This window comes from Rhodopseudomonas sp. NSM (genome assembly GCF_052445935.1).
Classification (GTDB): domain Bacteria; phylum Pseudomonadota; class Alphaproteobacteria; order Rhizobiales; family Xanthobacteraceae; genus Rhodopseudomonas.
In genome coordinates, this window is the sequence record NZ_JBQTCH010000011.1 from 58,027 (window position 1) to 81,093 (window position 23,067).

The following is a 23,067-nucleotide window of genomic DNA, read 5'->3' on the forward strand; positions in this document are numbered from 1 at the left end:
CAGCGATCGCATTGCTAAATGAGCGAACCCTGCAAAGCGGGCTCGTGCGATGACCCCCACCCCCGCGCTGATGATCCAGGGCACCTGCTCCAATGCCGGCAAGTCGACGCTGGTGGCTGGGCTGTGCCGGGCGCTGCTGCGGCGCGGCCTGCGAGTCGCGCCGTTCAAGCCGCAGAACATGTCGAACAACGCCGCCGTCACCGCCGATGGCGGCGAGATCGGGCGGGCGCAGGCGGTGCAGGCGCGCGCCGCAAGGCTGCCGCCGAGCGTGCACATGAATCCGGTGCTGCTGAAGCCCGAGACCGACACCGGCGCGCAGGTGATCGTGCAGGGGAAGCGCTTCGGCCGGCTCGGCGCGCAGAACTTTCTCGACAAGAAGGCGGCGCTGATGCCGCATGTGCTGGACAGCTTCGCGCGGCTCGCCGGCGACGCCGACATCGTGCTGATCGAGGGCGCTGGCTCCCCGGCCGAGATCAATCTGCGCCAGGGCGACATTGCGAATATGGGCTTTGCGCTCGCCGCGAATGTGCCGGTGGTGATCGCCGGCGACATCGAGCGCGGCGGCGTGATCGCCAGCCTCGCCGGCACCCATTTGGTGCTGAACGACGACGAGCGCGCCTTGGTGCGCGGCTATCTGATCAACAAATTCCGCGGCGACGTGCGCCTGTTCGACCACGGCCTGACCGCGATCACCGAGCTCACCGGCTGGCCGTCGCTCGGCGTGGTGCCGTGGCTGCCGCAGGCGGCGCTGCTCCCGGCCGAGGACGCGGTCGATCTCGACCGCGCCCGCGCCTCGTCCTCCAAGCGCATCATCGCGGTGCCGATGCTGGCGCGGATCGCCAATTTCGACGATCTCGATCCGCTCGGCATGGAGGCCGGCGTCAGACTGGTGTTCGTCCCGCCGGGCCAGCCGATCCCCGCCGAGGCCGACGTGGTGATCATCCCCGGCAGCAAGTCGACGCTGGGCGATCTCGCCTTCCTGCGCGCGCAGGGCTGGGACATCGACATCGCCGCCCATGTCCGCCGCGGCGGCCATCTGCTCGGCCTGTGCGGCGGCTATCAGATGCTCGGCCGCTCGATCGCCGATCCCGACGGCATCGACGGCGCGCCCGGTACGGTCGATGGGCTCGGACTGCTCGACATCGAGACGCTGATGCAGGGCGACAAATCGACCACGCTGGTCGCGGGTTCGCATTGCGCCACCGGCGCGCCGGTCGAGGGCTACGAGATCCACCTCGGACGCAGTTCAGGCCCGGACTGCGCGCGCCCGGTGGTGACGATCGACGGCCGCCCCGACGGCGCGATCTCGCGCGACGGCCGGGTGCAAGGCACCTATCTGCACGGGCTGTTTACGAACGACGCCTTCCGCAAGGCCTGGCTCGCCGGCCTCGGCATCGCCTCCGAGCTCGCTTACGAGTCACAAGTCGAAGCCGCGCTCGACGCGCTCGCCGATCATCTGGAGGCCCATCTCGACGTCGACGCGCTGCTGGCGATCGCGCGGTCGCGTCAGAGCACCAGCCAGAGCGCCGCGTAGATCAGGAACTGCACCGCGCAGGCCGCGATCAGCACGCGTGTGGCGCGGCCGATATCCGCCGGCGTCGCAGCGGCGCGCGCGCCGGCGTTGAGGAACGGATCGTCGGTCAGCTCGCCGCCGTACGTCCGCGGCCCGGCGAGCGCGACGCCGAGCGCGCCGGCCATCGCGGCTTCCGGCCAGCCGGCATTCGGCGAACGATGTTTGCGCGCGTCGCGGCGCATCACCGCGAAGGCCCGCCCGATCGATCCGCGCACCACCGGCGCGACCGCGGCGATCAGCAGACCCGACAATCGCGCGGGCACGAGATTGACGAGGTCATCGAGCCGCGCCGCCGCCCAGCCGAACGAGCGATAGGTCGGATTGAGATGACCGATCATCGAATCGGCGGTGTTGATCGCCTTGTAGATCAACAGACCCGGCAGTCCGAGCAGCGCCAGCCAGAACACCGGCGCGACCACGCCGTCGGAGAAATTCTCGGCGCTGGATTCGATCGCGGCGCGGCACACCCCGGCCTCGTCCAGCGACTGCGGATCGCGCCCGACGATCAGCGCCACCTTCTCGCGCGCGCCGTCGAGCCCGCTCACGCCGAACGCGGCGCGGACTGCGGCGACGTGTTGATACAAACTCCGCTGCGCGATCAGCGTCGCGGCGAGCGCGGCGACCGCAATCCAGCCGCCCCAGGCTTGCCGCAGCGGCGCCTGCAGCAGAATGCCGACACCACCGGCGAGCACGACGAGCACCAGCACCGCCAGCACCCCGGCGAGCTTGCGCCGGCGCTCCGACCAGGCGTCGCGATTGAGCGCGCGGTCGAGCCGGCCGATCAGCGCGCCGATCAGCACCACCGGATGCGCCATCCGTTTCCACAGCCAGTCGGGATCGCCGATCAGCGCGTCGATCAGCAGTGCCGCGACGACAATCAGCAGCGCGGTCGAATCGAACAGCATGTCAGCGCTCCAGCCGCGAGAGTTCCTCGGTCAGCCGATCGAGCGCGTCCGCCAGCATCGGCCCGCCGCACACCGTCAGCTTCTCGGGAATCGTGAGCCGCTTCGACGGCGGATACAAGCGTTCGAGCGCCGGGTGCAGCACGAAGGCGCGGCCTTCGTCCTCGGCGAAATCGCTGTCCTCCGACACCAGCAGATAGTCCGGCCGCAATCTCACCACCGCTTCGAGCGAGGCGAAGCCGCCATGCCCGATGCCGAGCGCGTCGGCGGCGTTGACGAGGCCGGCGGTCGACAGCAGCGAGGTGATCAGGCTGTCGCGGCCCGACACCCAGCCGCGCCGCTCCAGCGGCAATACGCGGAAAGGCCTGTCGGACGCGGCTTGGCGCGCTCGCGCGATCGCCGCATCGATCCGCGCATTCGCCGCCGTCGCGCGCTCGGGATGGCCGACCAGATCGCCCATCCGGCTGATCTGCGCCTTGGCGTCGTCGAGCGTGCGCGCCGCATCGAACTCGACGACGCGCTGGCCCTGCTGCTTCAGCAATTCGCGCGTCGCGCGCCGTGTGTAGCGGCCGCCGACGACGATGTCGGGCTTCAGCATCAACACGTCTTCGGCCTCGCCCGACAGCACCGGAAACCGGGCGGCCCGCTCCGACAGATAGGATCGCGCGGCGTCGCGCGCATAAGGGCTGAGGCCGAGGATCTGCTCCGGATCGGCGAGCGTGATCAGCAACTGATCGGTGCAGACATTGATCGACGCGAGCCGCGGCAGCGGCGCGGCAACCGCGGCGGACGACAGTCCCGCGATCAGCGCCGGCGCGAGAGCGAGCCAGGCGCGGGCGCGCATCGCTCAGACCCCGGCCCAGGGCAGGATCACGCCGCTGTCCTGATAGTCCGCCCGATAGGCGCTGACGCGAAACACCCGCTGCAGAATTTCGTCCGACAGCGCCTGATGCGGCGTGCCGTGCGCCGCGAGCCGCCCGGCCGCCATCACCAGCACGGTATCGGCGAAGCGCGCGGCGAGGCCGAGATCGTGCGTCACCACGATCACCAGCGTGCCGGCATCGGCGGCCTGCCGCAGCGTCTGCATCACGTCGAGCTGATAGCGCGGATCGAGCGAGGCGGTCGGCTCGTCGGCCAGCACCACCGGCGCCTCGACGGCGAGGACACGCGCCAGCGCGACGCGGCTGCGCTCGCCACCGGACAATTCAGTTACGTTGCGATCGGCGAACTGCACCACGTCGGTGATCCGCATCGCGCGCGCGACCGCCTCGGCATCGCGCGGCGACAACCGCGCCGGATCGGTGGCGCCGTGCGGAAACCGGCCGAGCGCGACCACGTCGCGCGCCGGCAGCGGCCAGTGCACCAGATGGCCTTGCGGCAGATAGCCGAACCGCCGGGCGCGCTCGCGCAGCGGCAGCGCCGACAGCGCATCGCCGCCGATCGTCACGTCGCCGCTCGCCTCGATCAGTCCGGCCAGCGCGCGCAGCAGCGTGGTCTTGCCGGCGCCGTTCGGCCCGACCAAAGCGACCAGATGGCCGCGCGCGAGGTCCAGCGACACGTCGTGCAGCACCTGCCGGCCGGACAGCGCGACGCCGAGGTTTCGCGCGGCGAGGAAGCCGTGTCCGCTCATGCGACGCCTCCGCCCAGCGCGCGGCGCTCGCGCATGATCAGATACAGGAAGAACGGCACGCCGATGATCGAGGTCAGCACGCCGACCTTGATGTCGGTGGTCGACGGAATGATCCGCACCGCGATATCGGCGGCGAGCAGCAGCGCGGCGCCGGCGAACGCGCTCGGGATCAACAATCGCGCCGGATCGTGGCCGATCAGCGGTCGCACCAGATGCGGCGCGACCAGGCCGATGAAGCCGATCGTGCCCGACACCGAGACCGCGCCGCCGACCCCGAGCGCGACGCCGACGATCACGATCAGCCGGAGGCGCGCGACGTCGACGCCGAGACTCTGCGCGGTTTCCTCGCCGAGGCTGAGCGCCCGGAACGCGGCGCGCTGACTGAGCAGCAGCGCGGCGCCCACAATGATGAAGGGCAGCGCCAATGCGACGTGACGGAAGCTGCGGTCCTCCAGCGAGCCGAGCAGCCAGAACGCGATTTCCAGACTGGCGAAGGGGTTGTTCGACAGATTCATCACCAGCGCGGTCGCCGCACCCGCGAGACTCGAGATCGCCAGCCCCGCGAGGATCAGCAGCAGCAGGCTGGCGCTGCGGCCGGCGACCGTGAGCAGGACGAACACCGAGACGAACGCCATGGTGATGCCGGCTACCGGCAATGCGTAGGAGCGGACATCGGCCCAGCCGAGCGAAATGATCAGCACCGCGCCGAACGCCGCCGATTGCGGCGCGCCGAACAGCGACGGCGACGCCAGCGGATTGCGCAGTAGGCCCTGCAATGCTGCGCCCGACAGGCCGAGTATGCCGCCGATCGCCAGCGCCAGGATGGCGCGCGGCAGACGGATCTGCTGCACGATGATCTCTTGCACCTCGCCGCCACGGCCGATCAACGCATCGATCACGGCGAGCGGCGACAGCTTCACCGGGCCGACGCCGAGCGAGCCGAGCGCGAGCAGGCCGACCACGATCATCAGGGCGGCCGTGACCGCCGCCGCGCGTGACGCGGGATTTGGACGCATCGTCATGTGGCGGTCATTTCTGCACGACAGGCGCGCGCTCGTCGAGCCGGTGATAGCCGTTGGCGCGGTAGATGATGGTCGAGACGATCCAGCTCGCAATGAACAATCCGACGATGCCGTAGCCGAGCGCGCCGAGATTCTCGTTGAGCTCGGAGATCCACTCCCAGAACGCGCCTTCGAGGTGCAGCCGCCCGCCCAGCAGCCCGAGCGTCTCGATGCCGCCGATCACGATCGCGACCAGCACCGAGACCGAGGTGATCGTCATGTTGTAGTACAGCTTGCGCACCGGGTTGCGATAGGCCCAGCCATAGGCGCCGAGCATCAGCACGCCGTCCAGCGTATCGACCAGCGTCATGCCGGCGGCGAACAGCGCCGGGAAGATCAGGATCGACCAGTGCGAGATCGAGCCCGCGCTGTTGGCGGCCAGACCGAACAGGCTGATCTCGCTGGCGGTCTCGAAGCCGAGCGCGAACAAGAGACCGATCGGATACAGCTGCCAGCTCTTGGAAATGAAGCGGAACAGCGGCCGGAACAGCCGCGCCAGCCAACCGCGCTGCTGCAGCAGCGCGTCGATATCGTCGTCGTGAACCACCTCGCCGGCGCGGACTTTCTTGAAGGCGCGATAGACGCCGCTCAGCACCGAGAGATTGGCGAGCGCGATCGCGAACAGGAACAGCGCCGACGCCGAGGTGCCGATCACGCCGCCGATCTCGCGATAGCCGGAGAACCGTTCCGTCAGCGAATTGGCCGCCAGCGCGATCGCCAGCGACGCCACCAGCACCACGGTCGAATGGCCGAGCGCGAAGAACAGCCCGACCGCGACCGGCCGCTTGCCCTCCTGCATCAGCTTGCGGGTGACGTTGTCGATCGCCGCGATGTGATCGGCGTCGAGCGCGTGACGCAGGCCGAGGCTGTAGGCGAGGACCGCGGTGCCGATCAGCACCGGCTGCCCGGCAAAGGCGGTCAGCGCCCAGGCCCAGGCGGCAATGTTGGCGATCACCAGCCCGCCGAGCACGGCGACCAGGCGGATGCGGAATCCATCGGAGGGCGGGGACACCCCGCTCCTGGACACAGCGGTGTTGGGAGCAGCGGCGTTGGAAGGAGAACTTTCGCGGGCAATGGTCTCGGACATCAGGGTCCCCGAACGGTGAGCAGTTTCCTGTCACCCATGCGGCGGACCGCCCCAGCCGCGCGCACCGCACGCTGGAAGATGACGCGGCTCAGGCCGGTCTCCTGGCTCGCGGGTCGTCGCAATCCCTCGCCTTCCCGCGCCCGAAGGGCGCAGTGGCATGATGAAGGATCGCTCGCCGCCTACAGTTGCGGGCGCAGCGCCGGCTTGAGACGCCAAAGGCGCCCGGACCGGCTTCCCTGTGCCGGGAGACTCCCGGCACACCTGAACGGTTCGATAGGAGGGGGGCGGACCCGCTTTGTCAATCGCCGCCTTGGTCGGGAGCGGTGCGCTCTACGCAGGCGTGCCGAGCTTGAGCCCGATCATGCCGGCGACGATCATCGACAGGCAAAGCACCCGCACCGCATTGGCCGGCTCGCCATACACCGCCATGCCGACCACGATGCTGCCGGTGGCGCCGATCCCGGTCCACACCGCATAGGCGGTGCCGAACGGCAGCGACTTCAGCGCAATGCTCATCAGGCCGAAGCTGGCGAGGATCGCCGCCAGCGTGCCGAGCGCCGGCCAGAACCGGGTGAAGCCGTCGGAGTGCTTCAGGCCCACCGCCCAGACGATCTCCATCAGGCCCGCTGCGAGCAGCGCGAGCCATCCGCTCACGGCGCGCGGCGCCGCGACGGCAGGGTCAGCACCGCGGCCTGCGCGTAGCCGCGATACGGCCGGTCGAATTTCAGCCCGGCGCCGGTGCGCACCGCGATCTGCATCAGCGTCGCCTCGAGTTCATCGCGCGGCGTGACGTCGAACAGCGCCAGCCAGCGGCGCAGCGCAGTGCGGATGGCCTGCGGCAGACCGCTCTGGTCGCCGAAATCGACGATGTGCAACTGGCCGCCCGGCTTCAGGCTGGCGACCGCCCGCTCGATCACCGCGGTCCACTCCGGGATCATCGACAGGCTGTAGGAGATCATCACCCGGTCGAACGCGATCGGTTGGCCGAACACCGCCTGCGCGGTGAAGCTGGTAGCGTCGCCATGGGCGACCTTCGCCGAACAGCTCAGCCCGGCGCGGGCGATGGCGCTGATCGCCGAAGTCAGCATTTCGGTCGAGACGTCGAAGCCGTAGAAGCGCACGCCCGGGTAGCGGCTCGCCGCCGCGATCAGGTTGCGGCCGGTGCCGCAGCCGATTTCCAGCACATTGTCGCCGACGGCGGGCGCAAGCCCGGCAATCATCCCGTCACGGCCCAGAAGATAGTAGCGACGCGTGGTATCATAGATATGCCGCTGATAGCGATACATCCGGTTCATGCGCGACGTCGCGTCGACCGGCCAGGACGGATCAGCAGAAATTTCGGAGCGGATCATGGTCACGGAGTACGCCCTCGATCTGGGATTGTCCGCCATCCATCCTATTTTGCGACGACATGGTGATGACAGATGCGCCGGCGGCGCGCGCCGGACTGTCGCAAAACTGCAGTGCGACGCGGCTATTCTCGAACGATTGCCGATTCGAGGGTGGTATGAATACGCAGCAGCTCATCGCGGACGCGGTCCGCAACAGTAAGGATCGCAGTGAATCGACGATCTGGGATCGTCTGTTTTCGATCTGGTTTCGACGTCTGGTCTATACCCAGATATGGGAAGACCCCGAGGCGGATCTCGCGGCGCTGCAATTGCCGATCGGCTCGACCATCGTGACGATCTCCTCGGGCGGCTGCAATGCGCTGTCCTACCTCACCGCGAAGCCCGCGCAGGTGTTCGCGGTCGATCTCAACGAGGCGCATCTGGCGCTGCTGAAGCTGAAGCTCGCAGGTTTGCGGGCGCTGCCGGACTACGAGCAGTTCTGGCGCTTCTTCGGCGAAGGTACCGCCGACGACAATGCCGACCTGTATCGGCAGCGGCTGCGGCCGCAGCTCGATGGTGACGCGCGCAGCTACTGGGACGAACGCGACTTCCGCGGCCGCGCGCGCCATCGCTACTTCACCGACGGCTTCTACCGTCACGGCGCGCTCGGCAGCTTCATCGGCTTCGCGCATCTGCTGGCGAAATTCGCCAAGATCGACCTCTCGGCCCTGCTGAAGGCGGCGCCGGACTCTCCCGAGCGCAAGGCGGCGCTGCAGCAGCTCGATCGCTTGTTCCACTCGCGCTTCGCCAGGCTGCTGACGCGCACGCCGGCGCTGCTGTTCAGCCTAGGCATCCCGCCGCAGCAGCGCGAACTGCTCGGCGGCGACCAGCCGCTCAACGAGGTGCTGCACGCGCGGCTGCTGCGGCTGATCAACGTCTATCCGAACGAGACTAATTACTTCGCCTGGCAGGCGCTGAGCCGCAGCTATCCCGGCCCCGGCGACAGCTGCCTGCCGCTGTATCTGCAGCGCAGCCGCTACCCGCAGATGCGCTCGGGCGCCGGCCTGATCATTCCGGTGCACCAGAACCTGCGCGTGTTCCTGGAAAATCTGCCGGCCCGGCAGATCGACGCCGTGGTGCTGCTGGACTCGCAGGACTGGATGGCGCCGGACGAGATCCGCGCGCTGTGGGACGCGATCGATCGGTCCGGCAAGGATTCAGTGCGGGTAATCTTCCGCACCGCGGGCGCCGAATCGCCGCTCGACACCGAGGCGCTCGCGCCGCTGCGGGAACTCTGGCAGCGCGACGCCGAGCGCAGCGCGATCGGCTTCGACCGCGACCGCTCCGGCATCTACGGCGGCTTCCACTGCTACACGCGACGCCCCGGCGCGAACTGATCGGACTGCGCGCGCGAGGGAGCAAGGCGCTGCCACCGCGACCTCTCCCGCTTGCCGGGGAGGTCGGATCGCATGGCGATCCGGGTGGGGAAAGCCTCTCCGAACAACGCGGACTCAGTGCTCGGCTCGCCCTCTCCCCAGCCCTCTCTCGCAAGCGGGAGAGGAGCGGGCTGTGCCTGCCTTGCCGAATGCCGCCTGATCGGGCAAGACTCGCGTCATATTTCGCAAATTTGACGAGGCCGGTTTGATCGACAAGCTCGAGCTGCTGATTGCGCTCGCCAAGGAACGCCATTTCGGACGCGCGGCGGAAGCCTGCGGCGTGACGCAGCCGACGATGTCGACCAGTATCAAGCAGCTCGAGGAAATTCTCGGGGTGATGCTGGTGCAGCGCGGTTCCCGGTTCCTCGGCTTCACGCCGGAAGGTGAGCGGACGCTGGACTGGGCGCGGAGGATCGTCGCCGATACCCGGGCGATGAAGCAGGAAATCAACTCTCTCAAGGGCAGCCTCAGCGGAGAGCTCCGGATCGCCGCGATTCCGACCGTGCTCGGCATGGTGGCGTCGCTGACCACCCCGTTCCGCGCGCGCTATCCGGATGTGCGCTTCAGCATTCAGTCCTGCACCTCGTCGGAAGTGCTGGGCCTGCTGGAAAATCTCGAAGCCGACGCCGGCCTCACCTACATCGAGAACGAACCCGTCGGCAAAGTCCGCACCATCCCGTTGTATCAGGAGAGCTACCGGCTGATCACCTCGCCGGACGGCATGTTCGGCGATCGCGATCAGGTGACGTGGAAGGAAGTCGGGCAGGTTCCACTGTGCCTGCTGACGCCGAACATGCAAAACCGCCGCATCATCGACCGCGCGCTGCGCGAAGCCGGCACCGAGGCGCTTCCGACCCTGACATCGAATTCGATCATCGTGCTTTACACTCACGTCAAGACCGGGCGCTGGGCCAGCGTGATGCCGGCGAAGCTCGCCGAAACGCTCGGGCTCGGCGACGGCGTCCGCACCATTCCGATCGTCGATCCGATGGTGTCCTACAGCATCGGCCTGGTGGTGCCGCCGCGCGAGCCCTACACGCCTCAGGTCGCGGCGCTGATGCAGACCGCGCGAGAGGTCGCGCCGTCGCTGCAGAACTGATCTGCGACAGACACCTCGGCAATCTGGTTCAAGAGTGGGAGCGTCCTCGTCATTGCGAGGAGCACTCGGATCGGCGCTTCGCGCCGTCCGAGCACAGGCTCCGCGACGAAGCAATCCAGAGCTCCGTGCACCGGGCCTGGATTGCTTCGCTTCGCTCGCAATGACGGGGAGAGGCTTTTATCCTGGTAACTGAATTTACTGGCCGCGCTCCGAGCTGCCGCGCCATCGGGCGCGCCTCGAAGGATGCGGATCAGTGCCCCGTCATTATCGTTTCCGTATCGCAGCATTGGACAGCTTTATTGATTCTTTGAACGATTCTCATTTTCATCGGTCGCGAGACAACGCCGAAAAGAGCGCCGATGCATAATGAATCATGGGATCCGACCCGCGCCGCTGAGATCATCGCCGGGTTGACGCACAAGGAAGGACCGACGCTGGTGATCCTGCACGCGCTGCAGGAAGCGTTCGGCCATGTCCCCGAGGCAGCCGAGCCGATGGTGGCGCAGGCGCTCAACCTGTCGCGCGCCGAGATCCACGGCGTGCTCACCTTCTATCCCGACTTCCGCCGCACGCCGCCCGGCCGCCACGTGCTGAAGCTGTGCCGCGCCGAGGCCTGCCAGGCCGCCGGCGGCGACGCGCTGGCCGCGCGCGCCGAGGATCGGCTCGGCGTCGGCTTCGGCGCCACCACCGCGGACGGCGCGGTGACGCTGGAGCCGATCTACTGCCTCGGCCTGTGCGCCACAGCGCCCGCGGCGATGCTGAACGATCGCGTGGTCGGCCGGCTCGACGCCCGCGGTCTCGATGCCTTGATGACGGAGGCGCAGCGATGACGATCCGCGCCTTCATCCCGCGCGATTCCGGCGCGCTCGCGGTCGGCGCCGACGAGGTCGCGGCCGAACTGAACCGTGTTGCGCATGAGCAGGGCGTCGCCCTCGATCTGGTCCGGCCCGGCTCGCGCGGGCTGTACTGGCTGGAGCCGATGCTCGAAGTCGAGACGCCGGCCGGCCGCGTCGCCTTCGGACCGACCACGGCCGAGGATGTCCCCTCGATCCTCGACGCGATCCTCAGCGACGCCCCGCATCCGCTGAAGCTCGGTCTCACCGAGGAGATCCCGTGGCTGAAGCGGCAGACCCGCCTCACCTTCGTTCGCTGCGGCATCGTCGATCCGCGCTCGATCGACGATTATCGCGCCCATGGCGGGTACAAAGGGCTCGAGCGCGCGCTCGGGCTCAGCTCCGAGACGATCATCGACGACGTCGTCAAATCCGGCCTGCGCGGCCGCGGCGGCGCCGGCTTTCCGACCGGCACCAAATGGCGCACCGTGGCGCAGGCCGGCCGCGGCCAGAAATACATCTGCTGCAACGCCGACGAGGGCGACAGCGGCACCTTCGCCGACCGGATGCTGATGGAGGGCGATCCCTTCATGGTGATCGAGGGCATGACGATCGCCGGGATCGCGGTCGGCGCCACCAAGGGCTACATCTATATCCGCTCGGAATATCCGCACGCGGTCGAGGCGATGAACGCCGCGATCGAGGCGGCGCGGCGCACCGGCTATCTCGGCGATCACATCTGCCATTCGACCGATCCTTTCGATATCGAAGTGAGAGTCGGCGCCGGCGCCTATATCTGCGGCGAGGAAACCTCGATGCTGGAAAGCCTCGAGGGCAAGCGCGGCACCGTGCGCGCCAAGCCGCCGCTGCCCGCGCACAAGGGCCTGTTCGGCCGGCCGACGGTGATCAACAACGTGCTGACCTTCTCGGCCGTGCCGTACATTCTCGACGGCGGCGCGCAGGCCTATGCGGATTGCGGCATGGGCCGCTCGCGCGGCACCAAGCCGATCCAGCTCGGCGGCAACGTCAGGCACGGCGGGCTGTTCGAGGTCGCGTTCGGCATCACGCTGGGCGAACTGATCGACGACATCGGCGGCGGCACGCTGAGCGGCCGACCGGTCCGTGCGGTGCAGGTCGGCGGGCCGCTCGGCGCGTACTTCCCGCGGGCGCTGTTCGACACGCCGTTCGACTACGAGGCTTTTGCTGCAAGGAGCGGCATGGTCGGCCATGGCGGCGTGGTGGTGTTCGACGACACCGTCGACATGGCCAAGCAGGCGCGGTTCGCGATGGAATTCTGCGCGATCGAATCCTGCGGCAAGTGCACCCCTTGTCGCATCGGCTCGACCCGCGGCGCCGAGACCGTCGACAAGATCATTGCCGGCGACAGGCCCGCGGCCAACATCGCCGTGCTGGAAGACCTCTGCAACACCATGAAGTTCGGCTCGCTATGCGCGCTGGGCGGGCTGGCGCCGATCCCGGTGCTGTCGGCACTGACGCACTTCCCGGAAGATTTCGGCCTCGCGCCGCGCCGCCTGCAGGCTGCGGAATAAAGGACGCTCCATGGCTCTGGTTCAGGAAATCGACTACGGCACGCCGCGCTCACCATCGACCACGATGGTGACGCTGACGATCGACGGCCGCAGCGTGTCGGTGCCGGAAGGCACCTCGATCATGCGCGCCGCGATGGAGATCGGTACCGCGATCCCGAAACTCTGCGCCACCGACATGGTCGACGCGTTCGGCTCTTGCCGGCTGTGCCTGGTCGAGATCGACGGCCGCAGCGGCACGCCGTCGTCCTGCACCACGCCGGTCGCCGACGGTCTCGTGGTGAAGACCCAGACCGAGCGGCTGAAGCAGATCCGCAAGGGCGTGATGGAGCTGTATATCTCCGATCATCCGCTCGACTGCCTGACCTGCTCGGCCAATGGCGATTGCGAATTGCAGGACATGGCCGGCGCGGTCGGCCTGCGCGATGTGCGCTATGGTTATAGCGGCGAGAAGCACCCCAATCCGGGGCTCGACGAGTCCAATCCTTACTTCACCTATGATCCGTCGAAGTGCATCGTCTGCTCGCGCTGCGTCCGCGCCTGTGAAGAGGTGCAAGGCACCTTCGCGCTGACCATCGCCGGCCGAGGCTTCGGCTCGTCGGTGTCGCCGGGAATGCAGGAGAGCTTCCTCGGCTCGGAATGCGTGTCCTGCGGCGCCTGCGTGCAGGCCTGCCCGACCGCGACGCTGAACGAGAAGAGCGTGATCGAGATCGGCACGCCGGAGCGCTCGGTGGTGACGACCTGCGCCTATTGCGGCGTCGGCTGCACCTTCAAGGCCGAGATGCGCGGCGAGGAAGTCGTCCGCATGGTGCCCTACAAGGACGGCAAGGCCAATCGCGGCCATTCCTGCGTCAAGGGCCGCTTCGCCTGGGGCTACACCAACCACAAGGAACGCATCCTGAACCCGATGATCCGGGCGAAGATCAGCGATCCGTGGCGCGAGGTCAGCTGGGACGAGGCGTTTACTTACGCGGCGTCGGAGCTGAAGCGCATCCAGGCCAAATACGGCCGCGACTCGATCGGCGGCATCACCTCGTCGCGCTGCACCAATGAAGAAACCTTCCTGGTGCAGAAGCTGATCCGCGCCGGCTTCGGCAACAACAATGTCGACACCTGCGCCCGGGTCTGCCATTCGCCGACCGGCTACGGCCTCTCCACCGCGTTCGGCACCTCGGCCGGCACCCAGGATTTCGACTCGGTCGAGCACACCGACGTGGTGATGATCATCGGCGCCAACCCGACCGACGGCCACCCGGTGTTCGCCTCGCGCCTGAAGAAGCGGTTGCGCCAGGGCGCCAAACTGATCGTGGTCGATCCGCGCCGGATCGACCTGGTGCGCTCGGCGCATGTCGAGGCCGCGCAGCATCTGCCGCTCAAGCCCGGCACCAACGTCGCCGTGCTGACCGCGCTGGCCCATGTCATCGTCACCGAGGGACTCACCCATGAGGCCTTCGTGCGCGAGCGCTGTGACTGGAGCGAATACGAGCACTGGGCGGCGTTCGTGTCCGATCAACGCAACAGCCCGGAAGCGACCGCGGCGATGACCGGCGTCGATCCGCAGGCGCTGCGCGAGGCGGCACGGCTGTTCGCCACCGGCGGCAACGGCGCGATCTATTACGGACTCGGCGTCACCGAGCACAGCCAGGGCTCGACCACCGTGATGGCGATCGCCAACCTCGCAATGGCGACCGGCAATCTCGGCCGGCCCGGCGTCGGCGTGAACCCGCTGCGCGGCCAGAACAACGTCCAGGGCGCCTGCGACATGGGCTCGTTCCCGCACGAACTGCCGGGCTATCGCCACATCTCGACCGACGCGGTGCGCGAAAGCTTCGAGGCGCTGTGGGGCGTGACGCTGAACAACGAGCCGGGGCTGCGCATCCCCAACATGCTCGACGCCGCGGTCGATGGTTCGTTCAAGGCGCTCTACGTGCAGGGCGAGGACATCCTGCAGTCCGACCCCAACACCAGACACGTCGCCGCCGGGCTCGAAGCGATGGAATGCGTCATCGTGCACGACCTGTTCCTCAACGAGACCGCGAACTACGCGCATATCTTCCTGCCCGGCTCGACCTTCCTGGAGAAGAACGGCACCTTCACCAATGCGGAGCGCCGGATTCAGCGGGTGCGCAAGGTGATGACGCCGCGCAATGGGCTGGAAGACTGGGAGGTGACGCTGCGGCTCGCCGAGGCGATGGGTTTCAAGATGAGCTACGAGCACCCGTCGCAGATCATGGACGAGATCGCGGCGCTGACCCCGACCTTCGCCGGCGTCTCCTACGCGCGGCTGGACGAACTCGGCTCGATCCAGTGGCCGTGCAACGCCAAGGCGCCGGACGGCACGCCGGTGATGCACATCGATGCCTTCGTCCGCGGCAAGGGCAAGTTCGTCATCACCGAATATGTCGCCACCGACGAGCGCACCGGGCCACGCTTCCCGCTGCTGCTGACCACCGGCCGCATCCTGTCGCAATACAATGTCGGCGCGCAGACGCGGCGGACCGCCAATACGGTGTGGCACGACGAGGACCGACTGGAGATTCATCCGCACGACGCCGAGCAGCGCGGCGTGCGGGATGGCGATTGGGTGCGGCTCGCCAGCCGCGCCGGCGAGACCACGCTGCGCGCGCTGATCACCGATCGCGTCGCGCCGGGCGTGGTCTACACCACGTTCCATCATCCGGACACGCAGGCCAACGTGGTCACCACCGATTACTCCGACTGGGCGACCAACTGCCCGGAATACAAAGTGACGGCGGTGCAGGTGGCGCCGTCCAATGGTCCATCGGAATGGCAGCGCGCCTATGACGAGCAGGCGGCCGCCGCCCGGCGGATCGCGGCGCCTGCGGAGGCCGCGGAGTGACGATGCGCCCGACCATCCACACCGGCCATACCCGGACCTGGCGCAACGGCCGGATGCAGGACGGCGCGCGCGCCATCCCCGAGGAGACGCCGGTCGCGATCAGCTACAATGGCGGCACCCATGCGGTGATGATGGCGACGCCGGCCGACCTCGAGGATTTCGCGATCGGCTTCAGCCTGAGCGAAGGCGTGATCGCGGCGCCGTCGCAGATCGAGACCTTCGAGATCGTGCCGCTCGACGACGGCATCGAACTGCGGATGTGGATCGGCGGCGCGCAGGCCGAGCGCCTGCAGCAGCGCCGCCGCCATATCGCCGGCCCGACCGGCTGCGGCCTGTGCGGCGTCGATTCGATCGCCGAGGCGCTGCGCCCGGCGGCGATCGTCGGGCCCGGTGGTCGCTTCTCGCCGCAGCAGATCATCGCCGCGATCGAGGCGATGCCGCCGCTGCAGACACTCAACATCGAGACCCGCGCCGTGCATGCGGCGGCGTTCTGGACGCCGGCGCGCGGCATCGTCGCCTTGCGCGAGGACGTCGGCCGCCACAACGCGCTCGACAAGCTCGCCGGCGCGCTGGCGCGGCAGCGGATCGCCACCGGCGACGGCATCGTGCTGCTGACCAGCCGCGTCTCGGTCGAAATGGTGCAAAAGACCGCCGCGCTCGGCGCGCCTTTGCTGGTCGCCGTCTCCGCACCGACCGCGCTGGCGGTGCGGATGGCGGAGGCCGCCGGCATCACGCTGGCCGCGATCGCGCGCGCCGACGGCTTCGAGGTGTTCACCCATCCCGGCCGGATCAGCGGCGGGACGCGCGAGGGAGCCGCCGATGTCGCCTGACCGGCTGGTCTACATGGCCAATCAGATCGGCACGTTCTTTCGCAGCCAGGGCGCGGACAGAGCGGTGCCCGGCATCGCCGAACATCTGAAGAAATTCTGGGATCCGCGCATGCGCAAGGCGATCGTCGCGCATCTCGACGCGGGCGGCGAAGGGCTCGCGCCGGACGTGCGGGCGGCCGTGGAGGCACTGAAAACCACACAATAAGAAGACGGCAAGGGACGAGAGATCAGCCCGAAAACGGGCGATTCAACAGGGGAAGGAAACGACATGACAACCTTGGAAGGAGCCGGACGGCTGTCCGGCGCGCGGCCGGGTCTGCTCGATCGCGAACGCATCATCGCGGCCGCCGGCTACAATCGCTGGCTGGTACCTCCGGCGGCGCTCTGCATCCATCTGTGCATCGGCATGGCCTACGGCTTCAGCGTGTTCTGGCTGCCGCTGTCGCGGGCCGTCGGCCTGTCCGCGCCCAAAGTCTGCGCGAACATGTCGATCTTCCAGGAACTGGTGACGACCACCTGCGATTGGCGCGTCGCCTCCATGGGCTGGATGTACACGCTGTTCTTCGTGCTGCTCGGCGCCTCGGCGGCGGTCTGGGGCGGCTGGCTGGAGCGGGTCGGTCCGCGCAAGGCGGGCTTCGTCTCGGCGATCTGCTGGTCGGGCGGGCTCGTGCTCGGCGCGATCGGCATCTACACGCATCAACTCTGGCTGCTGTGGCTCGGCTCCGGCGTGATCGGCGGCATCGGGCTGGGGCTCGGCTACATCTCGCCGGTGTCGACGCTGGTGAAATGGTTTCCGGATCGCCGCGGCATGGCCACCGGCATGGCGATCATGGGCTTCGGCGGCGGCGCCATGATCGGCGCGCCGCTGGCCAACATGCTGATGAACTATTTCAAGACCCCGACCGACGTCGGCGTCTGGCAGACCTTTCTGGTGATGGGCCTGATCTACTTCGTGTTCATGACCATCGGCGCGTTCTCGTATCGGATCGCGCCGCCGAACTGGCGGCCCGAGGGCTGGACGCCGCCCGCCAAGGCCAACACCATGATCACCGAGCATCACGTGCATCTGCGCGATGCGCACAAGACCCGGCAGTTCTGGCTGATCTGGGCGGTGCTGTGCCTCAACGTCTCGGCCGGCATCGGCGTCATCGGCATGGCCTCGCCGATGCTGCAGGAGATCTTCGCCGGCAAGCTGATCGGCCTGCCCGATCTCAGCTTCAACCAGCTCTCGGCCGAGCAGAAGACCATGATCGCCGGCATCGCCGCCGGCTTCGCGGGGCTGCTGTCGCTGTTCAACATCGCCGGCCGGTTCTTCTGGGCGTCGCTGTCGGACCACATCGGCCGCAAGAACACCTACTACGTGTTCTTCCTGCTCGGTATCGCGCTCTACGCGCTGGCGCCGACGCTGGCGGCGATGGGCAGCAAGGTGATGTTCGTGCTCGCCTTCGGCATCATCCTGTCGATGTATGGCGGCGGCTTCGCGACCGTGCCAGCCTATCTCGCCGACATTTTCGGCACCCAGTTCGTCGGCGCCATCCACGGCCGGCTGCTGACCGCCTGGGCGACCGCCGGCATCATCGGGCCGGTGGTGGTGAACTACATCCGCGAAGCGCAGATCGCCGCCGGCGTGGAACGGGCGCAGGTCTACGACTTCACCATGTACATCCTCGCCGGGATGCTCGTCGTCGGCCTGATCTGCAATGCGATGGTGAAGCCGCTGGCCGACAAATGGTTCATGAAGCCGGAGGAAGTCGCCGCGCTGCAGGCCAGGGGCGCGGCCGCCAACATCGAGGGCGGCTCCTACGGCATCGGCAAGGGCGGTCTCGACGCACGCGCCGCGGCGTTCTGGGCTTTCGTCGGCATTCCGCTCGCCTGGGGCATGTGGGTGACGCTGCAGAACGCGCTCAGGATTCTCTGAGTCAACACGATGATGCGGGGCGGCGGCCATCCGCCGTCCCGCGCGGCTTTCGACCTCGGCGCCTGACCGAATTCGCAGCCGCACAACAACCGGTGACGACCGCTTCCATTGGCCGGCACCGGATTGTTACTCCAGCTGATACTCCGGGAATGCACTGCATCAAGTGCATTGCAGCGAGCTTTGGTTGCGGCGGACTAATCGGCCGCGGCGGTGATCAGACGCGATTTGTTCGCAATCCTCCTTCTCAGTTGCGGCCGTTATGGTAGCGTCTGCCGGCTGGCGCTCCGACGCCGGTGGCGATGCCCAGGCGGTGTCGACAACAATAATGCGGCTGCATCAGCGGGCCGTGCGAGGGAGTGACGCGATGAAATCGGTCTTCAAACGATCCGTGATTGCGTGCGCTGTGGTCCTGGCGACCGCGACGATCCATCAGGCCGGCGCCCAGGGCCTCAAGAAATACGATTCCGACAAGAAGGACTTCTGGACCAACCCGCCGCCGGACTGGTTTCTCGGCGACGAGACCGAGGCGCAAAAGGGATTGGCGCCGCCGGCCGGGCCGCCGACCGGTTCGTCCGACGCCGAGCTCGCGGCGATGATGAAAAAGATCAAGCTGCCGCCGGGGTTCAAGATCGAGGTCTACGCCGCCGGCGTCCTCGCGGCGCGGCAGATGGCGTGGGGCGACAACGGCACGCTGTTCGTCGGCTCGTTCGGCCTCGGCAACGTCTATGCGGTCACCGACAAGGACGGCAAGAAGCAGGTCAGGACCATCCTCAAGGGCCTGAAGATGCCGACCGGCCTCGCGTTCCAGAACGGCGCGCTGTATGTGATCGATATCGACAAGCTGATCCGCTACGACAATGCCGAAGCCAATCTCGACAAGCTCGGCGACGGCAAGGTGGTGTATGACGACATGCCGTCCTACGTGGCGCACGGCTGGAAGTATCTGGCCGCCGACAAGGACGGCTGGTTCTACGTGCCGTTCGGCCCGCCCTTCAATATCGGCCTGCCGCCGACCTCTCTGTCGCAGATCCGCCGCGTCGATCCCAAGACCGGCAATGCCGAGCTGGTCGCGCTCGGCGTCCGCAATTCGGTCGGCGGCGACGTCGATCCGCGCACCGGCAAATACTGGTTCACCGAGAACGCCCGCGACTGGGTGAGCGACGACATGCCGAGCGACAAGCTCAACATGATCAGCAAGCTCGGCGAGCATTTCGGCTATCCGTATTGCCATCAGGGCGACATGCCGGACCCGAAATTCGCGATGGGGCACCAGTGCTCCGAGTTCACGCCGCCGGTGTTGAATCTCGGCGCACACGTCGCTCCGCTGGGGATGAAGTTCTACACCGGCGATCAATTTCCCGCCGAGTACAAGAACAACATCTTCATCGCCGAACACGGCTCCTGGAACCGGCACAAATATCAGGGCGCGCGGATCAAGCGGGTGATCGCCGATCCGGACGGCAAGAACGCCAGGCAGGAGATCTTCGCCGAAGGCTGGCTCGAAGGCGACCAAGGCTATCTCGGCCGCCCCGCCGACATCGTTCTGGCGAAGGACGGCTCGATGCTGGTGGCGGACGACTGGGCCGGCGCGATCTACCGCATCAGCTACAGCAAGTGAGCTGATGCGCTGATCATCACTCTCGACTCGTCATTCCGGGGCGCGAGCAAAGCTCGCGAACCCGGAATCCATACGCCCTGACTTCGCAACTCTGCGCCGCCGCCGGTGGACCCTGTCGCAAGAGACCCTGTCGCAAGACAAGGGATTATGGATTCCGGGTCTTCACAGCGGCCGGCTGGCGCCGTCCGCGACGAATCCCGGAATGACGAACTCAAATCATAACTCTGACGCAACAGAGAGAACCCGCATGCCTCCACTCGCCGCCATCGCTGCATTGGCCCTGCTGTGCGCCGCCTCGCCGCTCGCCGCCGCCGATCTCGGGGCCGGCAAGGCCAAGGCGGAGATCTGCGCGGGATGCCATGGCGAGAACGGCATCTCGGCGATGGAATATACGCCGTCACTGGCCGGGCAGCCCGACCTGTTCATCCAGTGGCAGCTTGTCTTCTTCCGCAGCGGGACGCGGCAAAACGCCAGCATGCGACCGTTCGTCGACGAGCTCAGCAACGAGGACATCCGCAATCTCGGCGCCTACTACGCCTCGCTGCCGCCGATGCAGAACAGCAAGCCCGACGATGACCCGGAACTGTCGCGCAAGGGGGCTCAGGCTGCGGCGGGGCGGCGCTGCGCCTCCTGCCACACCGACAACTACGCTGGCATCAAGGCCACCGCACGGCTCGCCGGCCAGCGCGAGGAATATCTGATCAAGGCGCTGAACGAATTCAAGTCCGGCCAGCGCTCCGGCGGCGCGATGGCGGCGATGGCCGACGTCGCCTATCCGCTGAGCGAGGAGGAAATCTACGCGCTGGCGCACTATCTCGCGCATCTGTGAGGTCTCCGCGCGTCAGCCCCGGAGCGCTCCCGGCATGGGACGCGAACGCGTGCGGCGCTGCAGCAACGGCCGCGAGCGGGCTGCGGGCGAGGCCGGGAACGAAGTCGCGTATTGGTCGTAGAGACACCGCACGGTCCGCACGGTGGCGACAATTGGAATGTTGCGCCCCACTGCCTGGTCCGCTCGTCCGTCTTACTCATGTCATGCGCCTGAAGATGTCGGCGCGCCCGCGAGGTTCCATGTCTCCCAAGAATTCGCCCCCAAAAAAGCCGGCTGCCGGGAAAGCGCCCCCCAAGAATTCCGAATCGACATCCGCGACGATCGCCGATGCCGGTATTCAGCGCGGCGAAGGCGGCGAGACCCACCAGGTTGCGACCGGCAAGACGCCTGTGCTGACCACGCGCCAGGGCACCCCGGTCAGCGACGATCAGAACAGCCTCAAGCTCGGCAGCCGCGGGCCGACGCTGATGGAAGATTTTCACTTCCGGGAGAAGATCTTCCACTTCGATCACGAGCGGATACCGGAGCGCGTCGTCCACGCGCGCGGCTTCGGCGCGCACGGCTTCTTCGAGGCCTATGAATCATTGGCCGATATCACCCGCGCCGACATCTTCCAGCGCGCCGGCGAGAAGACACCGGTGTTCGTGCGGTTCTCGACGGTCGCCGGCAACAAGGGCTCGGCCGATCTGGCCCGCGACGTGCGCGGCTTCGCGGTCAAGTTCTACACCAAGGAAGGCAACTGGGATCTGATCGGCAACAACATCCCGGTGTTCTTCATCCAGGACGCGATCAAGTTTCCGGACCTGATCCACGCCGCCAAGCAGGAGCCCGACCGCGGCTTTCCGCAGGCGCAGACCGCGCACGACAATTTCTGGGACTTCATCTCGCTGATGCCGGAATCGATCCACATGGCGCTGTGGATCATGTCGGACCGCACCATCCCGCGGTCGTTCCGCTTCATGGAGGGCTTCGGCGTCCACAGCTTCCGGCTGATCAATGCGGACGGCAAATCCACCTACGTCAAGTTTCACTGGAAGCCGAAGCTCGGCCTGCAGTCGGTGGCCTGGAACGAGGCGGTGAAACTGAACGGCGCCGATCCGGATTTCCATCGCCGCGATCTGTGGGACGCGATCCAGACCGGCAACTACCCGGAATGGGAACTCGGCCTGCAATTGTTCGATGACGCGTTCGCGGACGAATTCGACTTCGACATTCTCGACGCCACCAAGATCATCCCGGAAGAGCTGGTGCCGATCCGCCGCGTCGGCCGGCTGGTGCTGGACCGCACCGTCGACAATTTCTTCAACGAGACCGAGCAAGTCGCGTTCCAGACCGGCAACATCGTCCCCGGCATCGACTTCACCAACGATCCGCTGCTGCAGGGCCGCAACTTCTCCTATCTCGACACGCAATTGAAGCGGCTCGGCAGCCCGAACTTCAACGACCTGCCGATCAACGCGCCGAAGTGCCCCTTCCACACCTTCCAGCAGGACGGGCACATGACGCTGAACAACCCCAAGGGCCGCGCCAACTACGAACCGAATTCGTGGGGCGCCGAGGGCGGACCGCGTGAGACGCCGAAGGGATTCGAGACTTTTCCGGAGGAAGTCACCGGCGAGAAGCGGCGCGCCCGCGCCGAGCTGTTCGCCGATCACTACAGCCAGGCGCGGCAGTTCTACATCAGCCAGACCGAGATCGAGCAGACCCATATCAAGGATGCATTCGTCGTCGAACTGAGCAAGGTCGAGAGGCCCGACATCCGCACGCGCGTGCTGTCGCATCTGGTCAATGTCGACGAGGGTCTCGCAGCGATGGTCGCCGACGGTCTCGGCATGGACGTGCCGGAGGCGGCGGAGCCAGCGCGTGAGATCATCACCGACCTCGACCCCTCGCCCGCGCTCAGCATCCTGATGAACGGACCGAAGGACTTCTCGGGCCGCAAGATCGGCGTGCTGGTCAGCGACGGTACCGATGCCAAGCTTCTCGCGGCATTGCAGGCGGCGGCCGCCAAGCACGATGTGCTGATCGAACTGGTGGCGCCGAAAGTCGGCGGCTTCGAGACCTCGGACGGCGAGTTGATCCCCGCCAAGCAGAAGATCAATGGCGGGCCGTCAGTCCTGTATGATGCGGTCGCAATCCTCATATCCGAACAGGGAGCAGCGCTGCTGCAGGGCGAGGCGACGGCACGCGACTTCGTCGCCGACGCCTTCGCGCACGCCAAGTTCATCGCCTATGTGGACGCCGCCCAGCCGCTGCTCGACAAGGCCGGCGTCGAACCGGATGGCGGATTCCTCGCCTTGAGCAAGCCGGCGGATGCCGAGCGCTTCATCAAGCTATGCGGCAAATTGCGGTTCTGGGAACGCGAAGCGTCCGTTCACGCGGTGTAGCTTTACTACACATCGTACTCACGAAAATCGGCCGGCGAACCCGGCCGATTTTTATTGAGGTGAGGGATTGTGCAGAGGGCTTGTGCGGGCGACTTCGCAACGAAACGGCCGCGCCATTCCGCTCGA

At 67.2% G+C, this 23,067-nt stretch carries 19 protein-coding genes and 1 riboswitch; of the genes, 12 read left to right on the top strand and 7 right to left on the bottom strand.

Features of this window, described 5'->3' with window-relative positions:
- Positions 1–49: 49 nt before the first annotated feature.
- The gene (locus ACTZWT_RS22845; RefSeq protein WP_444771976.1) at positions 50–1,534 is read left to right on the top strand and encodes a cobyric acid synthase; all 1,485 of its coding nucleotides are present in this window, start codon (positions 50–52) and stop codon (positions 1,532–1,534) included.
- Here the strand turns inward: ACTZWT_RS22845 and cbiB are convergent.
- The 7 genes from cbiB to ACTZWT_RS22880 all read right to left on the bottom strand — a co-directional run bounded on the left by cbiB (position 1,507) and on the right by ACTZWT_RS22880 (position 7,605).
- The gene (cbiB, locus tag ACTZWT_RS22850) at positions 1,507–2,478 is read right to left on the bottom strand and encodes an adenosylcobinamide-phosphate synthase CbiB (RefSeq protein WP_444771977.1); all 972 of its coding nucleotides are present in this window, start codon (positions 2,476–2,478) and stop codon (positions 1,507–1,509) included. The genes ACTZWT_RS22845 and cbiB overlap by 28 nt on opposite strands.
- Before the next feature lies 1 nt (position 2,479).
- The gene (locus tag ACTZWT_RS22855) at positions 2,480–3,319 is read right to left on the bottom strand and encodes an ABC transporter substrate-binding protein (RefSeq protein WP_444771978.1); all 840 of its coding nucleotides are present in this window, start codon (positions 3,317–3,319) and stop codon (positions 2,480–2,482) included.
- A gap of 3 nt (positions 3,320–3,322) precedes the next feature.
- Positions 3,323–4,105: an ABC transporter ATP-binding protein gene (locus ACTZWT_RS22860; protein WP_444771979.1), complete on the bottom strand. Its 783-nt coding sequence runs from the start codon at positions 4,103–4,105 to the stop codon at positions 3,323–3,325.
- Entirely contained in the window at positions 4,102–5,127 is a 1,026-nt protein-coding gene (locus ACTZWT_RS22865; RefSeq protein WP_444771980.1) for a FecCD family ABC transporter permease, read from the bottom strand. The genes ACTZWT_RS22860 and ACTZWT_RS22865 overlap by 4 nt, the downstream gene beginning before the upstream one ends.
- Before the next feature lie 7 nt (positions 5,128–5,134).
- Positions 5,135–6,253, bottom strand: a complete 1,119-nt coding sequence (locus ACTZWT_RS22870) for a HoxN/HupN/NixA family nickel/cobalt transporter (protein WP_444771981.1) — start codon at positions 6,251–6,253, stop codon at positions 5,135–5,137.
- A 74-nt stretch (positions 6,254–6,327) separates the two neighbouring features.
- Positions 6,328–6,533, bottom strand: a riboswitch (cobalamin riboswitch).
- Positions 6,534–6,583: 50 nt separating this feature from the next.
- Positions 6,584–6,907, bottom strand: a complete 324-nt coding sequence (locus tag ACTZWT_RS22875) for a DMT family transporter (protein WP_444771982.1) — start codon at positions 6,905–6,907, stop codon at positions 6,584–6,586.
- A complete protein-coding gene (locus ACTZWT_RS22880; RefSeq protein ID WP_444772062.1) occupies positions 6,904–7,605 on the bottom strand; it encodes a class I SAM-dependent methyltransferase in 702 nt (233 codons plus the stop codon). Before ACTZWT_RS22880 ends, ACTZWT_RS22875 begins: the two co-directional genes overlap by 4 nt.
- Positions 7,606–7,760: 155 nt before the next feature.
- Between ACTZWT_RS22880 and ACTZWT_RS22885 the strand changes: the two genes are divergently transcribed.
- From ACTZWT_RS22885 to katE, 11 genes are all read left to right on the top strand, one after another.
- Positions 7,761–8,981, top strand: coding sequence for a DUF3419 family protein (locus tag ACTZWT_RS22885; protein ID WP_444771983.1), 1,221 nt, complete (start codon positions 7,761–7,763; stop codon positions 8,979–8,981).
- A 244-nt stretch (positions 8,982–9,225) separates the two neighbouring features.
- Entirely contained in the window at positions 9,226–10,119 is an 894-nt protein-coding gene (locus ACTZWT_RS22890; RefSeq protein WP_444771984.1) for a LysR family transcriptional regulator, read from the top strand.
- A 359-nt stretch (positions 10,120–10,478) separates the two neighbouring features.
- Positions 10,479–10,949, top strand: coding sequence for a formate dehydrogenase subunit gamma (locus ACTZWT_RS22895; RefSeq protein ID WP_444771985.1), 471 nt, complete (start codon positions 10,479–10,481; stop codon positions 10,947–10,949).
- Positions 10,946–12,502 carry a formate dehydrogenase beta subunit gene (locus tag ACTZWT_RS22900; protein WP_444771986.1) on the top strand — a complete coding sequence of 519 codons (1,557 nt, stop codon included), beginning with the start codon at positions 10,946–10,948 and terminating at the stop codon, positions 12,500–12,502. Before ACTZWT_RS22895 ends, ACTZWT_RS22900 begins: the two co-directional genes overlap by 4 nt.
- A gap of 10 nt (positions 12,503–12,512) precedes the next feature.
- Complete coding sequence (gene fdhF, locus ACTZWT_RS22905; protein ID WP_444771987.1) at positions 12,513–15,359, top strand: formate dehydrogenase subunit alpha; 2,847 nt, start codon at positions 12,513–12,515, stop codon at positions 15,357–15,359.
- Between the two features lie 2 nt (positions 15,360–15,361).
- Positions 15,362–16,189: a formate dehydrogenase accessory sulfurtransferase FdhD gene (gene fdhD, locus ACTZWT_RS22910; RefSeq protein WP_444771988.1), complete on the top strand. Its 828-nt coding sequence runs from the start codon at positions 15,362–15,364 to the stop codon at positions 16,187–16,189.
- Positions 16,179–16,394, top strand: coding sequence for a formate dehydrogenase subunit delta (locus ACTZWT_RS22915; protein WP_444771989.1), 216 nt, complete (start codon positions 16,179–16,181; stop codon positions 16,392–16,394). Before fdhD ends, ACTZWT_RS22915 begins: the two co-directional genes overlap by 11 nt.
- A 63-nt stretch (positions 16,395–16,457) precedes the next feature.
- Entirely contained in the window at positions 16,458–18,107 is a 1,650-nt protein-coding gene (locus ACTZWT_RS22920; protein ID WP_444771990.1) for an OFA family MFS transporter, read from the top strand.
- A 364-nt stretch (positions 18,108–18,471) separates the two neighbouring features.
- Positions 18,472–19,725 (top strand): PQQ-dependent sugar dehydrogenase, encoded by a 1,254-nt coding sequence (locus tag ACTZWT_RS22925; protein ID WP_444771991.1) that lies wholly within the window; start codon positions 18,472–18,474, stop codon positions 19,723–19,725.
- Between the two features lie 247 nt (positions 19,726–19,972).
- The gene (locus ACTZWT_RS22930; protein ID WP_444771992.1) at positions 19,973–20,554 is read left to right on the top strand and encodes a c-type cytochrome; all 582 of its coding nucleotides are present in this window, start codon (positions 19,973–19,975) and stop codon (positions 20,552–20,554) included.
- Positions 20,555–20,793: 239 nt separating this feature from the next.
- A complete protein-coding gene (katE, locus tag ACTZWT_RS22935) occupies positions 20,794–22,941 on the top strand; it encodes a catalase (protein WP_444771993.1) in 2,148 nt (715 codons plus the stop codon).
- Positions 22,942–23,067: the final 126 nt, after the last annotated feature.